Source organism: Mycobacterium kubicae, assembly GCF_015689175.1.
GTDB classification, from domain to species: Bacteria; Actinomycetota; Actinomycetes; order Mycobacteriales; family Mycobacteriaceae; genus Mycobacterium; species Mycobacterium kubicae.
In genome coordinates this window covers 4,214,785-4,239,917 of the sequence record NZ_CP065047.1, presented here as the reverse complement: position 1 = coordinate 4,239,917, position 25,133 = coordinate 4,214,785, and the positions used below count along the sequence as shown (strand labels likewise).

Genomic DNA, 25,133 nt, shown 5'->3' with positions numbered 1-25,133 from the left:
GTTTCAGGACGACCCGTGCCTAGCCGGCGAGCGTGCGCAGATTGCCACCCCACGCGGCGTGTCGTCGTACAGACACGCACGCTCGCGGCAAAAAGGGGGAGCTAGGCGAAAGCCGTGTCGAGGATCTCCTGCTGCTCGACGGCGTGCACCTTCGACGATCCCGACGACGGCGCAGACATCGCCCGCCGCGAGATCCGCTTGATCCCGCTCAGCTTGTCGGGCAGCAGCTCGGGCAGCTCCAGGCCGAACCGCGGCCATGCCCCCTGGTTGGCCGGCTCTTCCTGCACCCAGAAAAACTGCTTGGCGTTCTCGTATCGGTCCAGGGTGTCCTGGAGCCGACGCCGGGGCAGCGGAGCCAGCTGCTCGATGCGCACGATGGCGATGTCGTTGCGCTTCTCCTTGGCTTTGCGGGCCGCCAGCTCGTAGTAGATCTTGCCGGCGGTCAGCAGAATCCGAGTCACGTTGCTGCGGTCTCCGTCGCCGTCCTCATACGTCGGCTCCTCCAGCACCGACCGGAACTTCAGCTCGGTGAAGTCCCTGATGTCGCTGACCGCGGCCTTGTTGCGCAGCATCGACTTCGGGGTGAACACGATCAGCGGGCGCTGCACGCCGTCGAGGGCGTGGCGGCGCAACAGGTGGAAGTAGTTCGAGGGGGTCGACGGCATCGAGATCGTCATCGATCCTTCGGCCCACAGCTGCAGGAACCGCTCGATGCGGCCCGACGTGTGGTCGGGGCCCTGGCCTTCATGCCCGTGCGGCAACAACAACACCACCGAGGACAACTGGCCCCACTTGGCCTCACCGGAGCTGATGAATTCGTCGATGATCGACTGCGCGCCGTTGACGAAGTCACCGAACTGCGCCTCCCACAGCACCAACGCGTCCGGGTTGCCCACGGTGTAGCCGTACTCGAAACCGACGGCGGCGTACTCCGACAGCGGTGAGTCGTAGACCAGGAACCGGCCGCCGGTCGGGCTGCCGTCCTTGTTGGTCGCCAGCAGCTGCAGCGGGGTGAATTCCTGGCCGGTGCTGCGGTCGATGATCACCGAATGCCGTTGCGAGAAGGTGCCGCGGCGGGTGTCTTGACCCGATAGCCGCACCAGTTTGCCCTCGGCGACCAGCGAGCCCAGCGCCAGCAGCTCGGCGAACGCCCAGTCGATCTTGCCCTCGTAGGCCATCTCGCGGCGCTTCTCCAGCACCGGCTGGACGCGCGGGTGCGCGGTGAAGCCTTCGGGGAGGGACAGGAACGCATCGCCGATGCGGGCGAGCAGTTGTTTGTCGACCGCGGTGGCCAGCCCGGCGGGAACGATCTGGTCGGCCTCCACCGATTCGCTGGGCTGCACACCGTGTTTTTCCAGGTCGCGGACCTCGTTGAACACCCGCTCCAGCTGGCCCTGGTAGTCGCGCAGCGCGTCTTCGGCTTCCTTGATCGAGATGTCGCCACGACCGATCAGGGCTTCGGTGTAGCTCTTGCGCACGCCGCGCTTGACGTCGACGACGTCGTACATGGCGGGGTTGGTCATCGACGGGTCGTCGCCTTCGTTGTGACCGCGGCGCCGGTAGCACAGCATGTCGATGATGACGTCCTTCTTGAACTTCTGCCGGAAGTCCACGGCCAGCCGCGCCACCCACTCGCAGGCTTCCGGGTCGTCGCCGTTGACGTGGAAGATGGGCGCGCCGACCATTTTGGCCACGTCGGTGCAGTATTCGCTGGATCGCGAGTATTCCGGGGCGGTGGTGAAGCCGATCTGGTTGTTGACGATGAGGTGGATGGTGCCGCCGACGCGGTAACCGGGCAGCAGCGCCAGGTTCAGCGTCTCGGCCACCACACCCTGCCCGGCGAACGCGGCGTCACCGTGCAGCATCATCGGCACCACCGAGAAGGGCCGTTCGTCGTCGCCGTCGCCCTCGCTGTCGGCCAGTTCCAACAGGTCCTGCTTGGCGCGGACCAGGCCTTCGAGCACCGGGTCGACCGCTTCCAGGTGCGACGGGTTGGCCGTCAGCGACACCTTGATGTCGTTGTCGCCGAACATCTGTAGGTACACCCCGGTGGCGCCCAGGTGGTATTTGACGTCGCCGGAGCCGTGCGCCTGCGACGGGTTCAGGTTGCCCTCGAACTCGCTGAAGATCTGCGAGTAGGGCTTGCCGACGATGTTGGCCAGCACGTTGAGCCGGCCGCGGTGCGGCATGCCGATCACCACTTCGTCCAGGCCGTGTTCGGCGCACTGGTCGATCGCGGCGTCCATCATCGGGATGACGCTCTCCGCACCTTCCAGTGAAAAGCGTTTCTGCCCAACGTATTTCGTCTGCAGGAACGTCTCGAACGCCTCGGCGGCGTTGAGCTTGCTCAGGATGTACTTCTGTTGGGCCACAGTCGGTTTGACGTGCTTGGTCTCAATCCGCTGCTGCAGCCACTGCTGCTGTTCGGGCTCGAGGATGTGGGTGTACTCCACCCCGATGTGGCGGCAGTAGGCGTCGCGCAGCAAACCCAGCACGTCGCGCAACTTCTTGTACTCCGCACCGGCGAAGCCGCTGACCTTGAACACCCGGTCCAAGTCCCACAGCGTGAGCCCGTGGGTGAGCACCTCGAGGTCCGGGTGGCTGCGGAACCGGGTGCCGTCCAGACGCAGCGGGTCGATGTCGGCCATCAGGTGACCGCGGTTGCGGTAGGCCGCGATCAACTCCATGACCCGGGCGTTCTTGTCGACGATCGAGTCCGGGTTGTCGGTGCTCCAGCGCACCGGCAGGTACGGGATGCTCAGCTCGCGGAAGATCTCGTCCCAGAACTCGTCGGCCAGCAGCATCTCGTGGACGGTGCGCAGGAAGTCACCGGATTCCGCGCCCTGAATGATGCGGTGGTCATATGTGGATGTCAGGGTGATCAATTTGCCGATGCCCAGCTCGGCGATGCGCTCTTCGCTGGCGCCCTGGAATTCGGCGGGGTATTCCATGGCGCCGACGCCGATGATGGCGCCCTGGCCGGCCATCAGCCGCGGCACCGAGTGCACGGTGCCGATGGTGCCGGGGTTGGTCAGCGAGATCGTGACGCCGGAGAAGTCCTCGGCGGTCAGCTTTCCGTCGCGCGCCCGGCGGACGATGTCTTCGTAGGCTGAAACGAATTCGGCGAACCGCATGGTTTCGCAGCGCTTGATGCCGGCCACCACCAGGGACCGCTTGCCGTCTTTGCCCTGCAGGTCGATGGCCAGGCCCAGGTTGGTGTGGGCTGGGGTGACCGCGGTGGGCTTGCCGTCCACCTCGGCGTAGTGGCGGTTCATGTTCGGGAACTTCTTGACCGCCTGCACCAGCGCATAGCCGAGCAAGTGGGTGAAGGAGATCTTGCCGCCGCGGTTGCGCTTGAGCTGGTTGTTGATGACGATCCGGTTGTCGATCAGCAGCTTGGCCGGGATGGCTCGCACGCTGGTGGCCGTCGGCACATCCAGCGACGCGGACATGTTCTTGACGACCGCGGCGGCGGCGCCGCGCAGCACCTGCACGTCGTCTCCCTCGGCCGGCGGGGGAGTCGGGGCCTTCGGGGCCGCGGCGGCCGATCCATTGGCGGCGGCGGCCTTGGCGGGCTCGGCCTTCGCGGCCGGCTTGGCGGCGGGTATCTGGGCGGGCGGCGCGGCCGGCTTGGTCGCGGGCTGCGCGGACCCGTCGCCACTGGCCGCTGGGGCCGGCTTGGGGGCCGCCTTGGCGGCCGGTGCTGTGGCGGGCTCGGAGGCCGGCTCGGGGTTGTAGTCAACCAGGAACTCGTGCCAGCTGGGGTCGACCGACGAGGGGTCGTCGCGGAACTTGCGATACATCTCCTCGACCAGCCATTCGTTTTGCCCGAATGGTGAACTTATGTTGGCCACGGCCGCTGTTCGCCTCGATTCCTTTGTCCAGCAAGCGCATCCGCGACGCCTGCGACTTCATACACCCCGCTCGGCGAGGTTCTTGACCATTCCGGCAGGCCGGTGGGCTTCCGACCGTCGCCCCATAAAGGCTATCGCTTTGCCAGCGATACGCCAGCGAGTCGCAAGACCCCTAGCTAGCGTCCTGAATGGGCGGCAGCAGGTGCAGGGTCACGGGCCAGCGCGCCGGCGGGGGGCCGAACGCCGAACGGGCGTTGCGGACAAGCCTCTTGCCCACCATCCGGTTGCCGATCGCTCCGATGATCGCGCCGATGCCGACTGGCATCAGCTTGCCGAACATCAGCGCGCCGCGCTTGAGGGCGAATCGCTTGACGAAGTACTTGAGCATCCGCTGGTTGAACTTCGACAGCGCCGGCAGCGGCAGCGATGCCATGCTTTCCGACACCCAGCCGCCCTTGGTGCGGCCGGACCCGACCAGTTCGGCGACCGCACCCTTACTGTTGTCGCCGACCAGGACCGCCAGCACCAGGGCGCGACGGCGTTCCCGGTTGTCCAGCGGGATGCCGTACACCGACGCCAGCGCCAACACGAACACCGCGGTGGCTTCCAGGAAGACGGCGGTCTCCCCGGCGGCGGCGGACAACGCGGCCAGCGTGCCGATGCCGGGCAACGTCGCGGTGGCCCCGACGGCCGCGCCGCTGACCGTCACCGCGTGCACGAAGCGTTTCTCGAGCTTGGCCGCGATCTGCGCCGGACTGGCTTCCGGCTGCGAGCGACGCAGCCGCGTCACGTAAGCCTCCGCGGCCGGTCCCTGAATATGCGAACTTCGCTCCAGGACCTGGGCCAGCGCCCGGCTGGACAACTTGCCCCGGCCGGTGCCCTCCATTGGCTGCTGATCCAGCTGCTTCTTGCGTCGCCAAGCGCTCATGGTGCCCCTTCTCGCCGATGGCGTTCTTTCAGGCTAGCGTCCGCCCGGCCGGAGGCGGACGGGACGCGAACCCCCACGTTGGGTATCCCGTACCCGTTCCGCGGGCATCCCCTCGCGTCAGTGCCGATTATGTGCACGGGGAATAATGGCGAGCTGGATTCCTGCGCAACCCAAAGCCTGCTCGGGAGCAGAAACGGGGTGTAGATGACTACGGCGACGAACCCGCTGACCGGCGACAGATACCTGGGCAACCCGTGGCACGCGCTGTGGGCGATGATCGTCGGCTTCTTCATGATCATGGTCGACTCGACCATCGTCGCGATCGCCAACCCGACCATCATGGCCGAAATGCACATCGGCTACGCCACGGTGGTGTGGGTGACCAGCGCATACCTGCTTGGTTTTGCGGTCGTGCTGTTGGTTGCCGGCCGGCTTGGCGACCGGTACGGGCCCAAGAACCTGTACCTGGTGGGCCTCGTCCTGTTCACCGCCGCATCGGTGTGGTGCGGTCTGTCCGGCAGCGCCGCCATGCTGATCGCCGCGCGGGTGGTGCAAGGGGTGGGCGCCGGGGTGCTGACTCCGCAGACGTTGTCGATGATCACCCGGATCTTTCCCGCCCGGCGCCGGGGGACGGCGTTGAGCATGTGGGGCGCCACCGCGGGCGTCGCGAGCCTGGTGGCGCCGCTGGCCGGCGGTGTGCTGGTCGACACGTTGGGCTGGCAGTGGATCTTCTTTGTCAATGTTCCGGTGGGGGTCATCGGGCTGGTGGTAGCGGTCTGGCTGCTGCCGGTCCTGCCCGTGCACGCACACCGCTTCGACCTGATCGGCGTCGCGCTGTCGGGGATCGGCATGTTCGGGATCGTGTTCGCGTTGCAGGAAGGCCAGTCGGCTGAGTGGGCGCCGTGGATCTGGGCGGTGTTGGTGGCGGGCGTCGGGTTCATGTCGGCGTTCGTCTACTGGCAGTCGATCAACCGCGACGAGCCGTTGATCCCGCTGCGGATCTTTCGTGACCCGGATTTCAGCCTGTCCAGCATCGGTGTGGCCATCACCGCGTTCGCGACCACGGCGATGATGTTGCCGCTGATCTTCTACATCCAGGCCGTGTGCGGATTGTCGCCCACCCGCTCCGCGGTGCTGATCGCGCCGATGGCCATCACCAGTGGTGTGCTGGCCCCCTTCGTCGGCCGGATCGTCGACCGGGCGCATCCGGTGCCGGTGATCGGGTTCGGCTTTTCCATGCTGGCGATCTCGATGACGTGGATGTCGATCGAGCTGGACCCCGACACCCCGATCTGGCGGCTGGTGTTGCCGTTGATGGCCTCGGGGGTGGGCATGGCGTTCGTGTGGTCGCCGCTTGCGGCCACCGCGACCCGGCACCTGCCGCCGGAGCTGGCCGGGGCCAGCTCGGGTGTCTTCAACGCCACCCGCCAGCTGGGGGCGGTGTTGGGCAGCGCGGGTATGGCCGCGTTCATGACGGCGCAGATCAGCGACGAGATGCCGCCGACGCCGAGCAATGCCGCCGACTCCGACTTCAGCGGCGCCGTGCGACTGCCTGGCTTCCTGCGCGAGCCGTTCTCGACGGCGATGTCGCAATCGATGTTGCTCCCGGCGTTCATCTCGTTACTGGGGATCGTCACCGCGCTGTTCATGCTCAGCGTCGTGCGCTCGCTCTTCGTCCGCCGGGGTGGCTACGACGACGACCTCGATTACGCCGGCGACGACTTCGACGAGGACGACTACGACGACTACGACGACGAAGGCTATGACGACGATGCCTACGTCGAGTACGTGCTGCGCCCCGAGCCGCAGGTAGCCGCGCCGCCGATGACCCACGGCCGGCCGCCGCGGGGGACCCAGCAGTGGCGCGGCGAGCCTGCTGACCGGTGGGCGCCCGTCGGCGCGGGCTACAACGGCTCGCATCTCGACGGTCGCCGTGCGCGGCCCGTCGCCGACCACTCCCGCCGACCCGGCCCCGACCGCCCGGCCAGCTACGGTCGCCACTCCGAATAGGTCAGCGACAGGAAGGTGCCCAGCTCCACCAACCCGGCGGGCGTGGTGGGCAGGTACTGGGTGAGCACCTCCGAGCGCACGATGATCGCCGCGTACTGCGCTCGGCTGATCGCGACATTGAGCCGGTTCCTGTTGAGCAGGAACGACATTCCGCGTGGCACTTCCTCGACCGACGAAGCGGTCATGGAGATGAAGACGACCGGCGCCTGCGCGCCCTGGAATTTGTCGACGGTGCCCACTCGGACTCCGCCCAGCTTCGCCGAGCCCAGTCGCTGACGAAGCAGCGCCACCTGGGCGTTGTAGGGCGCCAACACCAGCACATCGGCGGCGCGCAACGGGCGCGCGCCGTGTTCGTCGGTCCACGTCCGGCCCAGCAATCGCGTGATTTCGGCGACTATCGCGTCGGCCTCTTCCGGGCTTTCCACCGAATTGCCTTGGTGGCGCACATTGAGCAGCCGCACCCCGGGCTCGTAACCGGCCAGACCACGCGCGGTGGTGCGCTCGACGTGGGATTGCAGCCTGCCTTCATAGGACAACGCCGATACGGCCGTGCACACCGCAGGATGCATGCGATAGGAGCGGTCCAGGAAGTAGCCGCGCGTATCGGGCAGCGTGCGTTGGCCGTCGACCAGCCAGTCCAGCGCCGAAGTGTCGACCGGTTCGGGGTGCGTGCCCTGACTGACCTGCGGCAGTTGCTGGGGGTCTCCGAGCAGCATCAGGTTCGCCGCCGCCGGCGCGACGGCGATCGTGTTGGCCAACGAGAATTGGCCCGCCTCGTCGATGACCAGCAGATCCAAGCTGCCCGGCGGCACCCGGTTGCCGTTTGCGAAATCCCAAGCCGTGCCACCGATCACGCACCCCGCCGTATTGGCGATGAAGGCTGGGTATTCGTTGCTGTCGATCTGCTGCCAACGTGGCCCATGGTGGGCATACGGTTTCTTGGCCACCCGCGCCGGGTCCACGCCGGCGTCGATCACACAGTCCAACAGGTTTTCCACCGTGGCGTGTGATTGCGCGACCACGCCGATGCGCCAGTGCTGCTCGCTGACCAATCGGTGCATCACCCGGGCGGCCGTGTAGGTCTTCCCGGTTCCCGGTGGCCCGTGCACCGCCAGATAAGACGAATCCAAATCCAGTGTGGCCGAGGTGATGTCGGCGACGCAGTCACCGCCATGGGGAAGTCCTGTGCCACTGCGGGTGCGCGGCGAGCGTCGCAGCAGCACGTCGACGACGGCGGTGCGCGGCAGTTGCGGCAGTCCGCCGGCCACCGCGGCGGCGGTGGCTTCGATGGAAGCGCGCAACGCCGTCGTCGCCACCGGCGGCCCGGGAGTCAGCGCGAACGGCAGCTGCTCGAATTCGTTGCCGTCACTGCCGGTTCGCTCCACGATCACGACTTCGGTCGGCAGGCTGGGGTCGTTGACGTCGACGATCTGCGCGCGAGCGGCCGCGCGCCGATCCGGATCGTCGGTCATGCCCGGCGGCGCCGGTGGATCGTAGAGCGCGAAAACGTCCGTCTTGAGGTCACCCCGGGCCAGCTCACCGGTCAGCCGCACCTGCCGGCGCGGCTTGCGCGCACGCGGGGGCGTATGCCAGTCAACGTCGACGCAAGCCTCACTGGCGATGAAAACGTCGGTGGTGTCCGACCATTCGTCGACCGGATAGTTCAGCCGGTCAAAGTGCGTCCACCAGAACGGTTTGTCCTCGCGCCGGTGGAACCCGCGGGCAGCGGCGATCAAGGCAACGGCGGTCTGCTCGGCGCTGCGCGTGTCGGCGGCGCCATCACCGGTGAACGCCGACAATGTCGCAGCCACCTGGTCGTCGTCCTCGATGGTGTCGCCCTCGGGAACCGGTTGGAAGCCAACCGGTGTCACGCCGGCTTCCCAGGCCCGGATCAACAACCAGTCGCGCAGTTTGCGGGTCGACAGACAGTCGTAGTGGTTGTAGTCCTCGATCTCCTTGAGCACGGTCTCGGCTTCGTCGGCGCGGCCGTCGGCGCGCAGCTCGCAGTACCGGGCGTAGGAGTTGATCGAGTCCGCGGCGGTGGTGACGTCTCCCGAGCGCAGCTGGCTGCCCATGTACAACGGCTCCAGCGCCTTCAGGCTGAACGACTCCGCGCCCACCCGAATGCTCTTGCGCACCAACGGGTACAGGTCGACCAGCACACCGTTGCGCAGCAAATCGTCGACCTCGTCCTCACCCACGCCGTAGCGTCCGGCCAGCCGCAGCAGCGTCGACCTCTCGTAGGGCGCATAGTGGTAGATGTGCATGTTGGGGTGGCGCTTTCGGCGCTTGGCCACCAGGGTCAGGAAATCGGCGAGCGCCTTGCGTTCCTCGACCCGGTCATGCGCCCACAGTGGGCGGAAGCGTCCGGCCGGCCCCGCCTCGAGCACGCCGAATAGGTATTCCAGCCCCCAGTGTTTCCCGTCGGCGGTCCACAGCGGGTCGCCTTCGAAGTCGAAGAACAGGTCGCCGGGGTTCGGCTCCGGTAACAAGGCCAGCGGCTGGGGGTTGGCGATCTCAAACTGGGGAGTGCCGGTCTGCCGTTGTCGCACTTGCAGTCTGGCCTGCGCGGTCAGCTTGACCAGCGTGCCCGACGGCAGATCCGGATCCGAGCCGCGAAACTCGGCCAGCGCGCCGATCGTGGTGATGCCGGCCTCGATCAGCTTGTCGCGCTGCTGAACTCGCAGCCCGGCGACCAGCAGCAGGTCGTCGGCGGCGCGCAGTTGCTCGGTGCACAGCGGGCAGTGAAAGCAGGCCTGCACGTGTTCGTCGTCCCAGCGCACCGCCGCACCCGAGGCATAGTGCTCGTCGAGCAACCGCTGCAGCAGCACCCGCTGCGACCGGTAGACCGGGATGAGATCGTCGACGCGGTAGCGCATCACCGTGCCGTCGCCGAGTTCCAGCTCGGCCTCGTCGGCAACGGGCACGTCGGCGGCCGCCAGCGCGTCGGCATAGGCCGCCAGTTGCAGCAGCGCGGTCACCTTGGCCGAGCGGGCGAGCTTGGTGTCGGTCACCCGGTACCGCGCGCCGTCGCGGACCAGGAAGTCGGCGAACCCGACGAAGCGGCCATCGAACATCGCGGCCTGATACACCACCGGCGCGCCGTCGGCGATGGCCCGCTGCGTGGCCGCGGCGGCGGCCGTCAAGCCCGCCAGGGTGTACGCCGGGCGACCGATGACCACGACACCGTCGCCGTACTGCTCGCGCAATCGGTCCAGCCGGCGCCGCTCATGCTCGGTGCCGAGCCGAGCTGTTCGCACCAGTAGCGCGTCGTCGCCGACGACGGCGGAACCCCGGCCCAGCTTGGCGTCGAAATCCCTGAGCAGCGCGTACTCGCAGCGGGCCGCGGCGGCGAGATCCGATGCGCTGTAAACGATGCAGTCGTCGGTGACGAACACAGCAGCAACTGTAGGGGAGGGGTCCGACAGATCAGACCGGGTTTCAGCGACCCGAGCCGTTACTGATCAGCTCGACCGCGCTGCCGTTCCACCGGAACTTCACCACGCTGCCCAAGCCGCGCAGCCCGCTGGAGTAGGTCAGCGCGACCGTGTCCCCGGTGCACTGCGTGGTGTCGATGCCGTTGAACCCGTACGTGTCGGGCACGCCCTGTGGGATGTACTGGCCGAGGTGGAACATCACCGCGCGGGTGGTCGGGTTGTCACCGTTGGTGTTGGCCTTGATTACGACGGCCGACAGCTGGGCGCACTGGTTGTAGTTTCCGGCCAGCGGCTCGGGGTTCCACGGCTGGGAACTACGCGGATCGCGCGGCAGTTCCGACACGGCGCGCGCGATCGCCGGCGAGGCGAGGTTGACCGCACAGGGGTCGGCGGGCGCAGCGCTGCTGGGTGGCGGGCCGGCGGCTTGAGGTGGCGGGTTGGCGGCGTCTGGTGCGCTGGGCGCTGGCGGCGTGGTGCGCGTGGTGGCCTGCGGCGTCTTGGCGACGGTGGAGTCACCGGAGCCGCAGGCCGCTGACGTCGCGGCCACCAGAACAGCAGCGGCCACGCCGGTCAGAGGCGCCAAACGGCGGGGAAGCGACCACACATCGCAGCACCGTACCGTTATCCGTTGCGCCGGTGTGGCAGGCGCGCCCGCCCCACCCGCCGTGCGTCCCACTACTAAGCTCAACGTCAAATGGCCCATCCCGAGACACCCCCTACCACCTTCGCCGACCTGCAGATTCATCCGAAGGTTCTGCAGGCGATCGGCGACGTCGGCTACGAATCGCCGACGGGTATCCAAGCCGCCACCATCCCGGCGCTGATGGCAGGCACCGACGTGGTCGGGCTGGCCCAGACCGGAACCGGCAAGACGGCGGCGTTCGCGATCCCGATCCTGTCCAAGCTCGACACCTCGAGCAAGGCGACCCAGGCCCTGATCCTGGCGCCCACCCGGGAGCTGGCATTGCAGGTCGCCGAGGCGTTCAGCCGCTATGGGGCCCACCTGCGCCAGCTCAACGTGCTGCCGATCTACGGCGGATCGTCGTACGCCGTGCAACTGGCCGGACTGCGCCGCGGCGCCCAGGTGGTGGTCGGGACGCCCGGGCGCGTCATCGACCACCTCGAACGCGGAACGCTGGACCTGTCGCGAGTCGACTATCTCGTGCTCGACGAGGCCGACGAAATGCTCACCATGGGCTTCGCCGAAGACGTCGAGCGGATCCTGGCCGACACCCCGGAATACAAACAGGTGGCGCTGTTCTCGGCGACCATGCCCGCGGCCATCCGCAAGCTGACCACCAAGTATCTGCACGATCCGCTCGAGGTCACCTCCAAAGCGAAAACCGCGACCGCGGACAACATTTCACAGCGCTACATCCAAGTCGCGGGTCCCCGCAAGATGGACGCGCTCACCCGGATACTGGAAACCGAACCGTTCGAGGCGATGATCATCTTCGTGCGGACCAAACAGGCCACCGAGGAAGTCGCCGAAAGACTGCGCGCCCGAGGGTTTTCCGCCGCAGCCATCAACGGTGACATTCCACAGGCGCAGCGGGAGCGGACCATCACCGCGCTGCGCGACGGCGGCGCCAAAGGCATCGACATCCTGGTCGCCACCGATGTCGCCGCCCGAGGACTCGACGTCGAACGCATCTCGCATGTGCTCAACTACGACATCCCGCACGACACCGAGTCCTACGTGCACCGCATCGGGCGCACCGGCCGGGCCGGGCGATCGGGCACGGCGTTGTTGTTCGTCTCACCGCGCGAACGCCACCTGCTCAAGGCGATCGAAAAGGCCACCCGGCAGACCCTCACCGAGACCGAACTGCCTACCGTCGAAGACGTCAACGCGCAGCGGGTCGCCAAGTTCGCCGACTCCATCACCGACGCGCTGGGCCGACCGGGTATCGATCTTTTCCGCAAGCTGGTGCAAGACTACGAACGCGAACACGATGTGCCGTTGGCCGATATCGCCGCGGCGCTGGCGCTGCAGTCCCGCGACGGCGAGGCGTTTCTCCTTTCGCCCGAACCGCCGCCGGAGCGGCGCGCGGAACGCAGCCGCGAGGATCGTCGGGACCGTCACGACAAGCCAAGGACCAGAACCGATCTCAGCACCTATCGGATCGCCGTCGGGAAACGGCACAAGATCGGGCCCGGCGCCATCGTCGGCGCCATCGCCAACGAGGGCGGACTGCACCGCAGCGACTTCGGTCACATCACCATCGGGCCGGACTTCTCGCTGGTCGAACTGCCGGCCAAGCTTCCCCGTGCAACCATGAAAAAGCTTGAACACACCCGAATCTCGGGTGTGCTGATCGATCTGCAACTAGACCGCAGATCCGACAAGACCCGTGGCCGCGACAGCGGCAAGTCCCGCCGGAAACACGCCGGATGACGCTGTCGGAGGAACAGGACGCCCAAGGGGGACTCGAACAGACCTCCCACGTGGATCGGGTCGCCGCACTGACCGGTGTTCGCGCCGTGGCCGCCCTGCTGGTGGTCGGCACCCATGCCGCCTACACCACCGGCAAGTACACCCACGGCTACTGGGGACTGGTGGGCGCCCGGATGGAGATCGGTGTGCCGATCTTCTTCGTCCTGTCCGGATTCCTGCTCTTCCGCCCCTGGGTGAAATCGGCCGCCACCGGGGCGCCGCCGCCGTCGTTGAGTCGCTATGCGCGGCACCGGGTTCGGCGCATCATGCCCGCCTATGTCGTCACCGTGCTGTTCGCCTACGTGCTGTACCACTTCCGCGAAGCTGGCCCCAATCCCGGCCACAGCTGGTTGGGGCTGGTTCGCAACCTGACCCTGACGCAGATCTACACCGACGGCTATCTCGGGAAATATCTGCACCAAGGCCTCACCCAGATGTGGAGCCTGGCGGTGGAGGCCTCGTTCTATGTGATCCTGCCGTTGTTGGCCTACCTGCTGCTGGTGTTGCTGTCCCGGCGGCAATGGCAGCCGCGGTTGGTGGTCGCTGCGCTGGCCGCGATGACGCTGATCAGCCCGGGCTGGTTGGTCCTGGTGCACACCGACCATCTGTTCCCCGACGGCGCGCGGCTGTGGCTGCCGACCTATCTGGCCTGGTTTCTCGGCGGCATGCTGCTGACCGTGCTGCAGGCGATGGGAGTGCGCTGCTATGCGTTCGTGGCCATACCGCTGGCGGTGATCAGCTACTTCATCGCCGCCACCCCGATAGCCGGGGCGCCCACCACGTCGCCGGCGTCCATGATGGAAGCGCTGGTCAAGACCTGCTTCTATGCCGTGATCGCCACCCTGGCGGTGGCACCGCTGGCCTTGGACGGCGGCACCACGCCCCAAGGGTGGTATGCGCGGGCGCTGGCCAGTCGGCCCATGGTGTGGCTGGGTGAGATCTCCTACGAGATCTTCCTGATCCATCTGGTGACGATGGAGTTCGCCATGGTTTACGTGGTCCGGGCGCACGTGTACACCGGCCCCATGCTGTACCTGTTCATCGCCACCGTGGTGATCACCATTCCCCTGGCCTGGTTGTTGCACCGCTTCACCCGGGTCCGGACCGACTAGGTGATCTCCACGACTCGGGCCGGTCAGCTACATCCGCGCCTGACGCTGACCGCGGTATGCCTGGCGGTGTTCATGTTGCTGCTGGACATGACGATCGTCTCGGCCGCGCTGGCCAATATCCAGGCCTCACTGGACGCCGAACTCAGCGGGCTGCAATGGGTGGTCGACGCGTACGCGCTGCCTATGGCGGCGCTGTTGCTGACCGCCGCGACGTTGGGCGACCGACTCGGCCGGCGGCGTCTGTACCTGATCGGGATCACCGTCTTCACCTTGGCCTCGGCGGGCTGCGCGCTGGCCGGCAGCATCGAAATGCTGAACGCGTCGCGGGCCCTGCAAGGTGCTGGCGGCTCCATCTTGCTGGGCGTATCGCTGCCCATGGTGGCCGCGGCGTTCCCCGAGCAGCGCAGCAGGGGAGTCGCGATTGCGATCTACGGCGCGGTCATGGGAGCCGGCGCCGCCGTCGGACCGCTGCTCGGCGGTGCCCTGGTCGGCGCCTTCGGCTGGGAGTCCATCTTCTTGATCAACGTGCCGACCGGGATCGCTGCCCTGGCCATCGTCGTGGGGTTCGTCACCGAATCGCATGCGCCGCAGAACCGCCCGCTCGACCTGGTCGGCACCGCCGTATTGTCGGCCACGCTGTTCGCAGGTGTGTTCGTCCTCATCGAAGGCAACCATCTGGGGTGGACCAGCACGACGATTCTGACGCTCAGCGCGTTCTGTGTCGCGGCCGCGGTGCTGTTCGTGTGGTGGGAATCGCGGGTCGAGGCGCCCATGCTCGACCTGCGGGTGGTGCGCAGACCGGGGTTCGCCGGAGTGTCGCTGGCGGCGTTCGCGGCCGCGGGGACGTTGATCGCCTCCACCAACTACCTGGCGCTGTACTTCATGAACACGCTGGGATATAGCCCATTCCAGTCCGGGGTGCGGGCGTTGCCGTTGACCGTCGCGTGCGTGCTCGGCGCCCCGTTGGCCATGATCGGGTCGCGTTACTTCCCGGCGTGGATGTCGATTCCCGGTGGGGTCGGTCTGATCGCAGCCGGGCTGTGGCTGCTGACCGGTGTCACCGAGCACACCGGTTGGACGCACTTCATCGGTGGCTGCGTGGTAGCGGGCCTGGGGTTGGGCGGCCTGTTCGCGCTGACGTCCGATGTTGCCCTGCAGTTCGTTCCGGTCACCGACGCCGGGATGGCGACGGGCGCGGTGAGCACAGCTCGTCAGGTCGGCATCCTGGCCGGTGTCGCCGGCCTTGGCGCACTGTTCAGCCGACACGCGGCCGGCAGCGCCGCCCACGGGTTGGCCGCCCTGCCTGGTGGCGACCCACGACCGATACAGCAACTCATCGACCGGCTCTCCGCCGGTGCGGGGTTACGGGTCCTCGAGTTCCTGCCCGGGGATTTGCGGCCCGCGCTGCCGGCGATTGCCCGGGTGGCCCGTCAAGCCAGCGCCGACGGTATGCAGGCCGCGCTGCTGGCAGCGGCGATCGCCGCCAGCGTCGCCGCGGTGGGTACGGCGGTGTTGATCGCGGTCGGAGCCAGGCGCACCTCGCCCGAGGCCTGAAATCGGATTTGCTGATGTCGGCGCTGGGTAACCTCGGCAATACCATGCTTGGCGATGCGATGCTGATTCCCGCGACCGACACCGGCCGTTATAGCGTCCTGATCTCCACCGACCCGGCAGATATCGAGGCTGCTCAGCGGTTGCGTTACCTGACTTTCGCCGAGGAGATGGGAGCAGCGCTGCCACAAGCGATCCGCGGGCCGCTGACCGGGCAGATGATCGACGTCGACCAGTTCGACCCGCACAGCGAGCACCTGCTGGCCCGCGACGAGACCAGCGGACAGATCGTCGGTTGCTACCGGCTGCTACCACCCGAAGGTGCTCGCGCCGCCGGCGGGATATTCGCCGACACCATCTTCGACATCGGCGGCTTGAACGAGTTGCGGCCCAGCCTGGTTGAGCTGGGACGGGCCAGCGTGCACCCCGAACACCGCAATGGCGCGGTGATGGGCCTGCTCTGGGCGGGCATTCTTCGCTATCAGGAATTGACGGGCTACGAATGGGGAGCCGGGTGCCTGTCGGTGCGGATGGAAGCGGGCGAATTCCGGGGAGCCCTGGTGCGACGGGTTCTCGACGTGGCCTTCGGTGCGCACGCTGCGCCACCGCAATACCGGGTGGTGCCCCGTAACCCGGTGCGGGTCAACGGGTTGAGCCTGACGGAGTTGCCCGACCCCGGTCGGATACGCATCCCGCCGATGGTGCAGGGATCGCTGTGGATCGGCGGGGTGATCTGTGGCGAACCCTCCTACGATCCCGACTTCGACATGGCCGACTTCGTCGTGTTGATTAACCGAACCATGGTGCGCGAGGGCTATCTCGGGCGGTTGACGCGTGCTTATGTCACTTCCTGAACACACCGACCTGCTCGGTATCGGGTTTGGGCCCTCCAACCTCGCGCTGGCGATTGCGCTGGCCGAACAGGACGCGCCGGCCGTCTTCGTCGAAGCCCAATCGGAGTTCGGCTGGCACCGGGGAATGCTGTTGCCGGGCGCCCGCATGCAGGTGCCCTTCCTCAAAGACCTGGTGACGTTGCGAAACGCCAACAGCGACTTCACGTTTGTCAACTATCTCAGCGAACGGGGGCGGCTGGTCGAGTTCATCGGTCGCCACACGCTGTTTCCCAGCAGGGTGGAGTTTCACGACTACCTCGAGTGGGCCGCCAAGCGAGTCGCCGCCGACGTTCGCTACGGCCGCCGTGTCGTCCAGATCTCCTCCGACGACCAGGGGTTCGTGGTCCACACCGAACCCGGGCCCGAAATCCGAGCGGCGGCAATCGTGTTGGGTACCGGCCTGCACTGCGTGCTGCCCGACGGCGTGACCGAAACCACCCGTCAGTGGCACAGCTGCTCGCTACTGGGCAGCCTCGCCGCGCTCAACCCTGCGTCCCCACAACGGTTCGCGGTGGTCGGGGCCGGTCAAAGCGCGGCGGAAGTGGCCGCTTATCTGCACCGCACTTATCCGCACGCCGAGGTGCATGCGGTGTATGCCCGGTACGGATACAGCGTGGCCGACGACAGCCCTTATGCAAACCGGATTTTCGACCCGGCGGCGGTGGACGACTTCTACACCGCTGACGCGCCGCTGCGCCAGCGGCTGCTGGACTACCACCGGTCAACCAACTACTCGGCGGTCGATGCGCACCTGATCGACGACCTGCATGCGCGCGAGTATGCCGAACGCGTGTCCGGGCAGCGGCGGCTGTTCATGCACAACGCCTCCGAAGTCGTTGCGGCCGAAGAAGATAACGACGGGGTGCGCCTGACGGTCGCCCACCTGATCGATCAGTCGCGCAGCACTCTGCACTGCGATGCGGTGGTGTACGCGACGGGCTACGCACCGCTGGACGTTCGGCACTTCCTCGGCGACCTGGCCGACTACTACGAGTTCGGCGGCGACGGGCGACCCGCCGTCACGCGGGATTACCGGTTGGTCGCCAAGCCGCAGGCACCCGGAGACATCTATCTCAACGGCGCGGTCGAACACACACACGGGCTGGCGTCCTCGTTGCTGTCCAACGTGGCGGTGCGCGCGGGGGAGATCGCCGCGGCCGCCGCGGTACCGTCGTCCGCCTACCGGCGAGCCGCGGCAGGAGTCACGATGGGAACGACGAACTCCTCGAGCATCGCGCGCTCGTCGGCTTCATCCTGACCCGGAAACATCAACAGCGACGCGATGATTCGCACCACCCACCGCGCCCGGCGCTCGACGGTGTTCGGATCGTCGGAGCCCAGCGAGTCCAGGAAGGCGGCGGCCAACGCGGCGATCACTTCGGACTGCCCGGCCATCTGGCCACCGATGGGGGGTCGGGTGGTGTCGAACCACGACGCCAAGGCGGGCGTCTGCCGGACGATCCGCAGCGTGGTGGTGATGCTGAGGATGAGGCGCTCCCGCGGATCGCTGACGCCCGACACTTGCTGCTTGAGGGCGTCGCTGAGCCGGTAGGTCTCGCGGTGCACGTAGGCGGTGCGCAGCGCCTCGCGATTCTCGAAGTAGCGGTACAGCGTCGCCCGGGAACACCCTGCGGCGCTGGCGATCTCGTTCATGCCGATGGAAGCCGGGTCGCGCTCGGTGTAGAGCCGTTCGGCGGCGTCGAGGATCCGGTCGGCGGCTACCTCGATGCGCCGCGCGCCCAGCCAGTCGCCGGCCATCAGGATTTCACGCGGAACGGCACCGACAACGGGCGCCGGACGTAGCTGCCGCCCGACCAGACGATGCCGGCCTCGTCGATCTCGAAGTCGGGGCAGCGGGCGAACAACTCGGTCAATGCCACGCGGGACTGCATTCGCGCGGCCGCCGCGCCCAGGCAGTGGTGCGCGCCGTGGCTGAAGGTCAAGATGTTGCGGGGGCGGCGGGTCACATTCAGTTCGGCTGCGTCCGAGCCGTATTGGCGTTCGTCGCGGTTGGCCGATCCATACAGCAGCAGCACCTTGCGCCCGGCCGGAATGGTGGTGTCGCCGATCGTCACGTCGCGGGTGGTGGTGCGGGCCAGGCCTTGCACCGGCGAGGTGAGCCGCAACAGTTCGTCGACCGCGTCCCGGATCAATCCCGGGTCGTCGGCCAGGAGCCGGCGCTGATCGGGGCGCTGGTGCAGCAACGGCATGGAGCCGCCGAGCATGCCGGTGGTGGTGTCGTTGCCGCCGGTGACCATGGTGAAGGTGAACGCCAGCACTGACAGTGTTCCGGCGATGTCACCGTCGACGCCGACGCCGGCGGCGACCAGATGGGAGATGGTGTCGTCTTCGGGTTCGCTGCGCCGGCGCTCGATCAGGCTGGTGAAGTAGCCCATCATCGATCCGACCGCGTCCCCGACGGTTTCCAGCGCGCCCGCGATGCCGCCGTCGCCGGTGTTGGCCGCCACGATCGCGTCGGTCCACCCGTCGAACTGGGCACGGTCTTCCTCGGGGACACCGAGATAGTGCGCGACCACCATCGACGGCAGGGGTTTGAACAACTCGGTGACGATGTCGCCGCCGCCGTTGGCGCGCAGCCTTTCCAGTCGGTCGACGACGAAAGCCCGCACCTTGGGCTCGACCGCTTCGACCTGGCGGGGGGTGAATCCGCGGGCCACCAGCTTGCGGAACTCGGTGTGCACTGGCGGGTCCTGCATCACCATCGGCGGATTGTCTTGCAGGCCGATCATTTCCAGGTCGCCGTAGTTGACCGTCAGGCCCTGGGCGGAGGAGAACGTCTCGTGGTCACGCGCTGCGGCCCAGATGTCGGCATGCCGAGACAGCACGTAGTAGTCCTGGTCGGGACGGCCCGGCGGCACGACATGGTGCACCGGGTCGTGGTCCCGCAGCGCCCGGTACATCGGCCACGGGTTGGGCCACGTCTCGGCGGTGGCGAGTTGGAATTCGACCGGCTGAGACAATGTCACTGACATGTCTCATTGGTACGACAGTTGGCGCTGAGTGTCAACCGGGTGACTGCTTCGAGTGTGCGTTGAGGGCGCCGAGAGTGCACAAGCGGCGACGAACACGCCGAAATCGCGCCCTGGACGCTCACTGGAAGCCCTCAGCGCACAGTCGGCGCAAAAGGTCGAGAGCAGCAGGACCGGCGAACAACCGCAGCAGCAGAACTCAGATACCCGCGCCCGGGTTCAGAATTCCCAACGGGTCCAGCGCCTGCTTGATCCGCCGGTTGAGGTCCATCACCTCGGGCCCCAGATAGCCGGGCAGCCAGGGCCGCTTCAACCGCCCCACCCCGTGCTCACCGGTGATCGTCCCGCCCAGTCCGACCGCCAAGTCCATGATCTCGCCGTACGCCAATTGGGCGCGTTCGGCCATCGCGGCGTCGGCGGGGTCGAAGACCAGCAACGGGTGGGTGTTTCCGTCGCCGGCGTGGGCGATCACCGAGATCATCAGGTCCCGCTCGGCGGCGATGCGCGCGATCCCGGTGACCAGTTGACCCAACGCGGGCAGCGGCACCCCGACGTCTTCGAGCAACAGCGATCCCTTGCTCTCCACGGCCGGAATGCAGAACCGGCGCGCGGCCACGAATGCTTCGCCCTCGTCGGGATCGTCGGTCGAAAAGACTTCAGTTGCACCGTTTTCGGCGAATACGGCCGCCATTACCTCGGCGTCCTGGGTGCCCGCCGGCCCACGTTCGTCGGAGCCGGCCACCAGCATCGCGGCCGCGGACCGGTCCAGGTCCATGCGCAGGGTGTCTTCGACGGCGTTGATCGCCACCGAGTCCATGAACTCCAGCATCGCCGGGCGCAGCCGCGCGGTGACCCCGAGTACCGCGTCGATCGCCGAGGAGACCGAACTGAAGCTCGCGACCACGACACTCAACGCGTTCTGGGCGGGCATCAGCCGCAGCGTGACTTCGGTGACGACGCCCAGCGTGCCCTCGCTGCCGACGAACAGCTTGGTCAGGCTGAGCCCGGCGACGTCCTTGATGCGCGGGCCGCCCAGCCGTACCGCGGTGCCGTCGGCCAACACCACCTGCATGCCCAGCACGTAATCGGTGGTGACGCCGTACTTCACACAGCACAGTCCGCCGGCGTTGGTCGCGATGTTGCCGCCGATGCTGCAGATCTCGTAGGACGACGGATCGGGCGGATACCACAGCCCGTATTCGGCCGCGGCTTTCTTGACTTCGGCGTTGAACAGCCCGGGCTGACAGACCGCGGTGCGGGTGACCGGGTCGATGGTGATGTCGCGCATCTTCTCCGTGGACAGCACGATTCCGTTGTCAACGGCGGTCGCCCCGCCCGACAAGCCGCTGCCGGCGCCGCGGGTCACCACCGGCACCCGGTGGGCGGCCGCCCAGCGCAGCACGGTCTGCACCTCTTCGGTGCACCGAGGTCGCACCACGGCCAGTGGTTTGCCCGCCGACGGGTCGAGTGCGCGGTCTTGGCGATAACCCTCGGTCACCGCGGGATCGGTGACGACCGTTCCCTCGGGCAGCTCGGCAATCAGCGCCGCCAGCACCCCATCGCTCACGGGCCGATCTTACGGCCCGGCTTCGGCGGCGAACTCCGGCTCGCGGTCCAACTCCCGTAGCGACGGCAGCCGCACGCAGACCAGCCCGGCCAGCAGAATCGGCAGCGCCAGCGCGAAGAACGTCGCCTTCAGCCCCGCGGCTTCGGTCAGCGGACCGGCCAGCAGCAATCCCAGCGGTCCGGCGGCATACGCCAGCGACGTCATCACGCCCACCACCCGGCCGCGCAGATAATGCGGCGCCCGGGTCTGCATGACGTAGTTGTAGATCGGCTGGATGGGCCCGTACACCAACCCGATCAGCGCGCACAGCAGCAAAATGATCGGCAGCGGGGGCAGCAGCGCGATCACCGTGGTCGCCGCCCCCAGGGTGAGCACCGCGGTCAGCATGATCGTGCGCCGGGCCAAGAACTTCGCCACCATCGCGTAGCCCAGCGCGCCGATCAGCCCGCCGATGGACAGGGCCATCAGCACCGAGCCCAGCTGAGCCGGTTGGTGACGGTCGGTGAAGTACTTGGGAAACAACACGCTTTCCATGGGCAGATACAGCGCGGTGACGCAGAGGTCGGTCAGCGCCAGCACCCGCAGCACCCGCAGGCTCCACACGAAGCGCAGGCCCTCGGTGACACCGGACACCAAGCCCTCGGGCCGAGTCGTGCGGTGCGGCTTGCCCACTCCCTCGAGACGCAGCGCGGCGATCGCCAGGATGGACAGTCCGAACGCCGACGCGGTGAGCCACATCGTGGTGATCCCGCCGACCGTGGCGATCATCAAGCCGCCGATGCCCGGACCCACCACAAATCCCAAATTGAGGATCGCCTCGTAGCTGCTGTTGACCGAGTCCAGTGACCAGCCGGCCCGGGCCGCCGCTTCGGGCAGCATCGATTGCCGAGCGGTGATGCCCGCCGGGTCGAAAGCGGCCGAGCAGGCGCCCAACGCGGCCAGCACCGCGACGTTCACGGCGTCGGCGCCCCACGTCCACGCCACCAGCGGAACGGCCGCAACCGCCGTCCCGGAGAGCGCGTCGGCGACCATGGACACCCGGCGACGACCGAAGTAGTCGACCGCCGTGCCGGCGACCAGTGTGGAAAACAACAGCGGCAGCGTCGTCGCGCCGGCCACGATCGACGCCTGCCCCGCGCTGCCCTGGCGCTGCAACACCAGCCACGGGAACGCGACTATCGAGATGCCGTCGCCCGCGCACGCCATCAGGGTGGCGAAAAGGACCAGAAACGCCGGGCCGCGGCTGCTGTTGCTCATGGGGATCGCGGCTGAATCTAACGCCAAACCGGCAACCCGAACCACCGAATTTTCCCCGGCGGGCAGGATGTTGCTGTGCTCAAGCATCCCGCCACCGGTCAGGAGTTCGGTTCGCCGGTTGCGCCCGGCACCGGGTGGCCGGGTGATCTGGCGACGCCGCAGACACCGGTGGCCGCCGACGCGGCCGCAGTCACGGCGCTGGCCGGCGCGGTCGGCTCGATCCCGGAACTCGACGCGGCGGTCAGCGTCTGCCGGGCCTGCCCGCGGCTGGTCACCTGGCGCGAGGAGGTCGCGGTGGTCAAACGCCGTGCCTTCCTCGACCAACCGTATTGGGGACGGCCGGTGCCAGGCTGGGGATCGGACCGGCCGCGACTGTTGATCGTCGGCCTGGCTCCCGCCGCGCACGGCGCCAACCGCACCGGGCGCATGTTCACCGGGGACCGCTCGGGCGATCAGCTCTATGCGGCACTGCATCGCGCCGGGCTGGTCAACCAGCCCACCAGCGTGCACGCTGCCGATGGTTTGCGGGCCAATCAGGTTCGGATCACCGCACCGGTGCGCTGCGCCCCGCCGGCCAACGCGCCGACACCGCAGGAGCGGGTCACGTGCTCGCCCTGGCTCGAGGCCGAGTGGGGCCTGATCGCCGAACACGTGCGGGTGATCGTCGCCCTGGGCGGATTCGGCTGGCAGGTGGCGCTACGGCTGCCGCCGGCGGCCGGGCTGCCCAAGCCGCGGTTCGGCCACGGAGTCGTCGCCCCGCTCGCCTCCGGGGTGCGTTTGCTGGGCTGCTACCACCCGAGCCAACAGAATATGTTCACCGGTAGGTTGACTCCGGTAATGCTCGACGACGTTTTCAGTAACGCGAAGAAGCTGGCAGGGATCAAGTGAGAGACGTTTTGGTGTCCGGCGCCAGCGTCGCCGGTACGGCGCTGGCGTATTGGCTTGGCCGGCATGGCTATTCGGTCACAGTGGTGGAGCGTCACCCGGGGCTGCGGCCCGGTGGTCAGGCGATCGACGTGCGCGGGCCGGCGCTGACGGTGCTGGACCGCATGGGCTTACTGGCTGCCGCGCAGGAGCGCAGGACCGGCATCCGCGGGGCCTCGGTCGTCGACCGTGACGGCAACGAGCTGTCACGCGACACCGAATCCACGCCGACGGGCGGTCCGATCGACAGCCCCGACATCGAGTTGCTGCGCGACGATCTCGTCGAATTGCTCTACGGCGCAACCCAAACCAACACCCAATTCCTCTTCGACGACAGCATCGCCACGTTGACCAACCGAGGGCCCGCCGTCGACGTGACGTTCCAGAACGCGCCGCCGCGCAGCTTCGACTTGGTGATCGGCGCCGACGGCCTGCACTCCAATGTGCGCAGCCTGGTGTTCGGGCCCGAGGAGCGCTTCGTCAAGAGACTGGGCACCTACGCGGCCATCTTCACCGTTCCCAACTTCCTGCATCTGGACCACTGGCAGATGTGGCACTACGGGGACTACAGCATGGCCGGTGTCTACAGTGCCCGCGACAACACCGAAGCCCGCGCCATGCTGGGCTTCATGGACCCCGATTTGCGGATCGACTACCGCGACACCGAGGCCCAGTTCGCCGAAGTGGAACGGCGGATGGCCGACGACGGCTGGGTGCGTCCGGAGTTGCTGCGTTACATGCGATCTGCGCCGGATTTCTATTTCGACGAGATGTCACAGATCGTGATGGACCACTGGTCGATCGGGCGGGTGGCGCTGGTGGGCGACGCGGCGTACTGCTGTTCGCCGCTGGCCGGGCAAGGCACCAGCGTCGCGCTGCTCGGTGCGTACGTCCTCGCCGGCGAACTCAAGATCGCCGGTGACGACCACGGACTCGGGTTCGCGAACTACTTCAAGCGGTTCCACGCCTACACCGAGCGCACTCAATTCCTGGCTACCGACAACATCCCGGGCGGTGCGCCGATCTCCCAGGAGCAGTTCGAGTTGATCGTCAACTCGATCACGCCGATGAACTACTGACGAAGCCCGAAGGCCGCCCGGGAACGTTCGCCCGGCCAGATGCGTTGACGCCAACGTGCGACTTTCCGTTCTTGATCTGGTGCCCGTGCGCAGCGACCAGTCGACCAGCGATGCACTGGCGGCCACGGTGGCGCTGGCGCAGACCGCCGACCGCCTGGGCTTCACCCGGTACTGGGTCGCCGAACACCACAACATGCCATCGGTGGGAGCTACCAGCCCGCCGGTGCTGATCGCTTACCTGGCCGCGCAGACCTCCCAGGTGCGCCTGGGTTCGGGTGGGGTCATGCTGCCCAACCATGCCCCGCTGGCGGTGGCCGAACAATTCGCCCTGCTGGAGGCGGCCGCACCGGGCCGCATTGACCTGGGCATCGGCCGCGCGCCCGGTTCGGACCCGGTGACGTCCTATGCGCTGCGCGGCGGCCGCGACGACCGCGACATCGAGCACTTCCCGGAATACCTCGACGACGTGGCGGCCCTGATGGGTGCCCGCGGCGTGCGGGTACCGCTGCGCTCGGGGAATTACACCTTGAAAGCCACGCCGGCGGCGAGCAGCGAGCCGCGACTGTGGCTGCTCGGTTCCTCGATGTATTCGGCGCATCTGGCCGCGGCCAAGGGGTTGCCCTATGTATTCGCTCATCACTTCTCCGGCCGGGGCACCGAAGAGGCGCTCGCGGTGTACCGATCGGAATTTCAGCCGAGCAAGCTGGCCGCCGAGCCGGTGACCTTCTTGACGGTGAACGCCGCCGTGGCCGAAACACGAGAAGAGGCAACGGCGTTGATGCTGCCCAACCTGCACATGATGGCGCGGTTGCGCACCGGACAACCGCTGGGGCCGGTGCAGCTGGTGGAGGAGGTCGACGGTGACCAGCTGACCCCGGAGCAGCAGCGCATCGTCGAGGGCGGTCTGCGGCGCGCCGTCGTCGGCTCACCCGCCGAGGCCGCCGAACAGCTGCACGAGCTGGCCGCAAGGTTCGGCGTCGACGAGGTCATGGTGCATCCGGTGGCCTCGGCGCACCGCGGCGCCGACCCCGCGACCGCGCCCGCGCGCATTGCCACGCTCGAGTTGCTGGCCAAGGAGCTGTTCTGAGCCGCCC

Annotated in this window: 17 protein-coding genes; 9 read left to right on the top strand and 8 right to left on the bottom strand. The window is 67.6% G+C overall.

Going from position 1 to position 25,133, the window contains the following annotated elements:
• Nucleotides 1–101: 101 nt before the first annotated feature.
• Both I2456_RS19775 and I2456_RS19770 read right to left on the bottom strand, forming a co-directional pair.
• Complete coding sequence (locus tag I2456_RS19775; protein WP_085073612.1) at nt 102–3,854, bottom strand: multifunctional oxoglutarate decarboxylase/oxoglutarate dehydrogenase thiamine pyrophosphate-binding subunit/dihydrolipoyllysine-residue succinyltransferase subunit; 3,753 nt, start codon at nt 3,852–3,854, stop codon at nt 102–104.
• A 172-nt stretch (nt 3,855–4,026) separates the two neighbouring features.
• A complete protein-coding gene (locus I2456_RS19770) occupies nt 4,027–4,782 on the bottom strand; it encodes a hypothetical protein (protein ID WP_068028034.1) in 756 nt (251 codons plus the stop codon).
• Between the two features lie 204 nt (nt 4,783–4,986).
• On the opposite strand from I2456_RS19770, the gene I2456_RS19765 reads away from it, so the two are divergent.
• Complete coding sequence (locus I2456_RS19765; RefSeq protein ID WP_085073613.1) at nt 4,987–6,792, top strand: MFS transporter; 1,806 nt, start codon at nt 4,987–4,989, stop codon at nt 6,790–6,792.
• On the opposite strand, the gene I2456_RS19760 is transcribed toward I2456_RS19765, so the two are convergent.
• Together I2456_RS19760 and I2456_RS19755 are read right to left on the bottom strand one after the other, a co-directional pair.
• Nucleotides 6,771–10,190: a TM0106 family RecB-like putative nuclease gene (locus I2456_RS19760; RefSeq protein WP_085073614.1), complete on the bottom strand. Its 3,420-nt coding sequence runs from the start codon at nt 10,188–10,190 to the stop codon at nt 6,771–6,773. The genes I2456_RS19765 and I2456_RS19760 overlap by 22 nt on opposite strands.
• Before the next feature lie 43 nt (nt 10,191–10,233).
• Complete coding sequence (locus I2456_RS19755; RefSeq protein WP_068028042.1) at nt 10,234–10,833, bottom strand: LppP/LprE family lipoprotein; 600 nt, start codon at nt 10,831–10,833, stop codon at nt 10,234–10,236.
• 90 nt (nt 10,834–10,923) lie between these two features.
• On the opposite strand from I2456_RS19755, the gene I2456_RS19750 reads away from it, so the two are divergent.
• The 5 genes from I2456_RS19750 to I2456_RS19730 are packed head-to-tail and all read left to right on the top strand — an operon-like array spanning nt 10,924 to nt 17,480.
• A complete protein-coding gene (locus tag I2456_RS19750) occupies nt 10,924–12,627 on the top strand; it encodes a DEAD/DEAH box helicase (protein ID WP_085073615.1) in 1,704 nt (567 codons plus the stop codon).
• The gene (locus I2456_RS19745) at nt 12,624–13,778 is read left to right on the top strand and encodes an acyltransferase family protein (protein ID WP_085073616.1); all 1,155 of its coding nucleotides are present in this window, start codon (nt 12,624–12,626) and stop codon (nt 13,776–13,778) included. The genes I2456_RS19750 and I2456_RS19745 overlap by 4 nt, the downstream gene beginning before the upstream one ends.
• A gap of 39 nt (nt 13,779–13,817) precedes the next feature.
• Nucleotides 13,818–15,332 (top strand): DHA2 family efflux MFS transporter permease subunit, encoded by a 1,515-nt coding sequence (locus I2456_RS19740; protein ID WP_085073649.1) that lies wholly within the window; start codon nt 13,818–13,820, stop codon nt 15,330–15,332.
• Nucleotides 15,333–15,376: 44 nt separating this feature from the next.
• Nucleotides 15,377–16,183, top strand: a complete 807-nt coding sequence (locus I2456_RS19735; protein WP_139823100.1) for a GNAT family N-acetyltransferase — start codon at nt 15,377–15,379, stop codon at nt 16,181–16,183.
• Nucleotides 16,170–17,480, top strand: coding sequence for a lysine N(6)-hydroxylase/L-ornithine N(5)-oxygenase family protein (locus I2456_RS19730; protein ID WP_443093903.1), 1,311 nt, complete (start codon nt 16,170–16,172; stop codon nt 17,478–17,480). The genes I2456_RS19735 and I2456_RS19730 overlap by 14 nt, the downstream gene beginning before the upstream one ends.
• On the opposite strand, the gene I2456_RS19725 is transcribed toward I2456_RS19730, so the two are convergent.
• The 4 genes from I2456_RS19725 to tap all read right to left on the bottom strand — a co-directional run bounded on the left by I2456_RS19725 (nt 17,402) and on the right by tap (nt 22,036).
• A complete protein-coding gene (locus tag I2456_RS19725) occupies nt 17,402–17,980 on the bottom strand; it encodes a TetR/AcrR family transcriptional regulator (protein ID WP_068028057.1) in 579 nt (192 codons plus the stop codon). The two genes, I2456_RS19730 and I2456_RS19725, sit on opposite strands and share 79 nt — an antisense overlap.
• Entirely contained in the window at nt 17,980–19,215 is a 1,236-nt protein-coding gene (locus I2456_RS19720; RefSeq protein WP_085073617.1) for a cytochrome P450, read from the bottom strand. The genes I2456_RS19725 and I2456_RS19720 overlap by 1 nt, the downstream gene beginning before the upstream one ends.
• A 196-nt stretch (nt 19,216–19,411) precedes the next feature.
• Nucleotides 19,412–20,779 (bottom strand): FAD-binding oxidoreductase, encoded by a 1,368-nt coding sequence (locus I2456_RS19715; protein WP_085073618.1) that lies wholly within the window; start codon nt 20,777–20,779, stop codon nt 19,412–19,414.
• A 9-nt stretch (nt 20,780–20,788) separates the two neighbouring features.
• A complete protein-coding gene (tap, locus tag I2456_RS19710) occupies nt 20,789–22,036 on the bottom strand; it encodes a multidrug efflux MFS transporter Tap (protein ID WP_085073619.1) in 1,248 nt (415 codons plus the stop codon).
• Between the two features lie 75 nt (nt 22,037–22,111).
• On the opposite strand from tap, the gene I2456_RS19705 reads away from it, so the two are divergent.
• From I2456_RS19705 to I2456_RS19695, 3 genes are read left to right on the top strand one after another with little or no spacing between them, the layout of a single operon-like run.
• Entirely contained in the window at nt 22,112–22,924 is an 813-nt protein-coding gene (locus I2456_RS19705) for a uracil-DNA glycosylase (protein WP_085073620.1), read from the top strand.
• Nucleotides 22,921–24,039, top strand: a complete 1,119-nt coding sequence (locus I2456_RS19700; RefSeq protein WP_085073621.1) for an FAD-binding protein — start codon at nt 22,921–22,923, stop codon at nt 24,037–24,039. The genes I2456_RS19705 and I2456_RS19700 overlap by 4 nt, the downstream gene beginning before the upstream one ends.
• Before the next feature lie 55 nt (nt 24,040–24,094).
• Nucleotides 24,095–25,126, top strand: coding sequence for an LLM class flavin-dependent oxidoreductase (locus I2456_RS19695; RefSeq protein ID WP_085073622.1), 1,032 nt, complete (start codon nt 24,095–24,097; stop codon nt 25,124–25,126).
• Nucleotides 25,127–25,133: the final 7 nt, after the last annotated feature.

Coding starts and splice junctions, on each gene's coding strand:
- I2456_RS19770 (WP_068028034.1), bottom strand. CDS start 4,782: ATGAGCGCTTGGCGACGCAAGAAGCAGCTGGATCAGCAGCCAATGGAG.
- I2456_RS19765 (WP_085073613.1), top strand. CDS start 4,987: ATGACTACGGCGACGAACCCGCTGACCGGCGACAGATACCTGGGCAAC.
- I2456_RS19750 (WP_085073615.1), top strand. CDS start 10,924: ATGGCCCATCCCGAGACACCCCCTACCACCTTCGCCGACCTGCAGATT.
- I2456_RS19745 (WP_085073616.1), top strand. CDS start 12,624: ATGACGCTGTCGGAGGAACAGGACGCCCAAGGGGGACTCGAACAGACC.
- I2456_RS19735 (WP_139823100.1), top strand. CDS start 15,377: ATGCTTGGCGATGCGATGCTGATTCCCGCGACCGACACCGGCCGTTAT.
- I2456_RS19730 (WP_443093903.1), top strand. CDS start 16,170: ATGTCACTTCCTGAACACACCGACCTGCTCGGTATCGGGTTTGGGCCC.
- I2456_RS19725 (WP_068028057.1), bottom strand. CDS start 17,980: ATGGCCGGCGACTGGCTGGGCGCGCGGCGCATCGAGGTAGCCGCCGAC.
- I2456_RS19720 (WP_085073617.1), bottom strand. CDS start 19,215: ATGTCAGTGACATTGTCTCAGCCGGTCGAATTCCAACTCGCCACCGCC.
- tap (WP_085073619.1), bottom strand. CDS start 22,036: ATGAGCAACAGCAGCCGCGGCCCGGCGTTTCTGGTCCTTTTCGCCACC.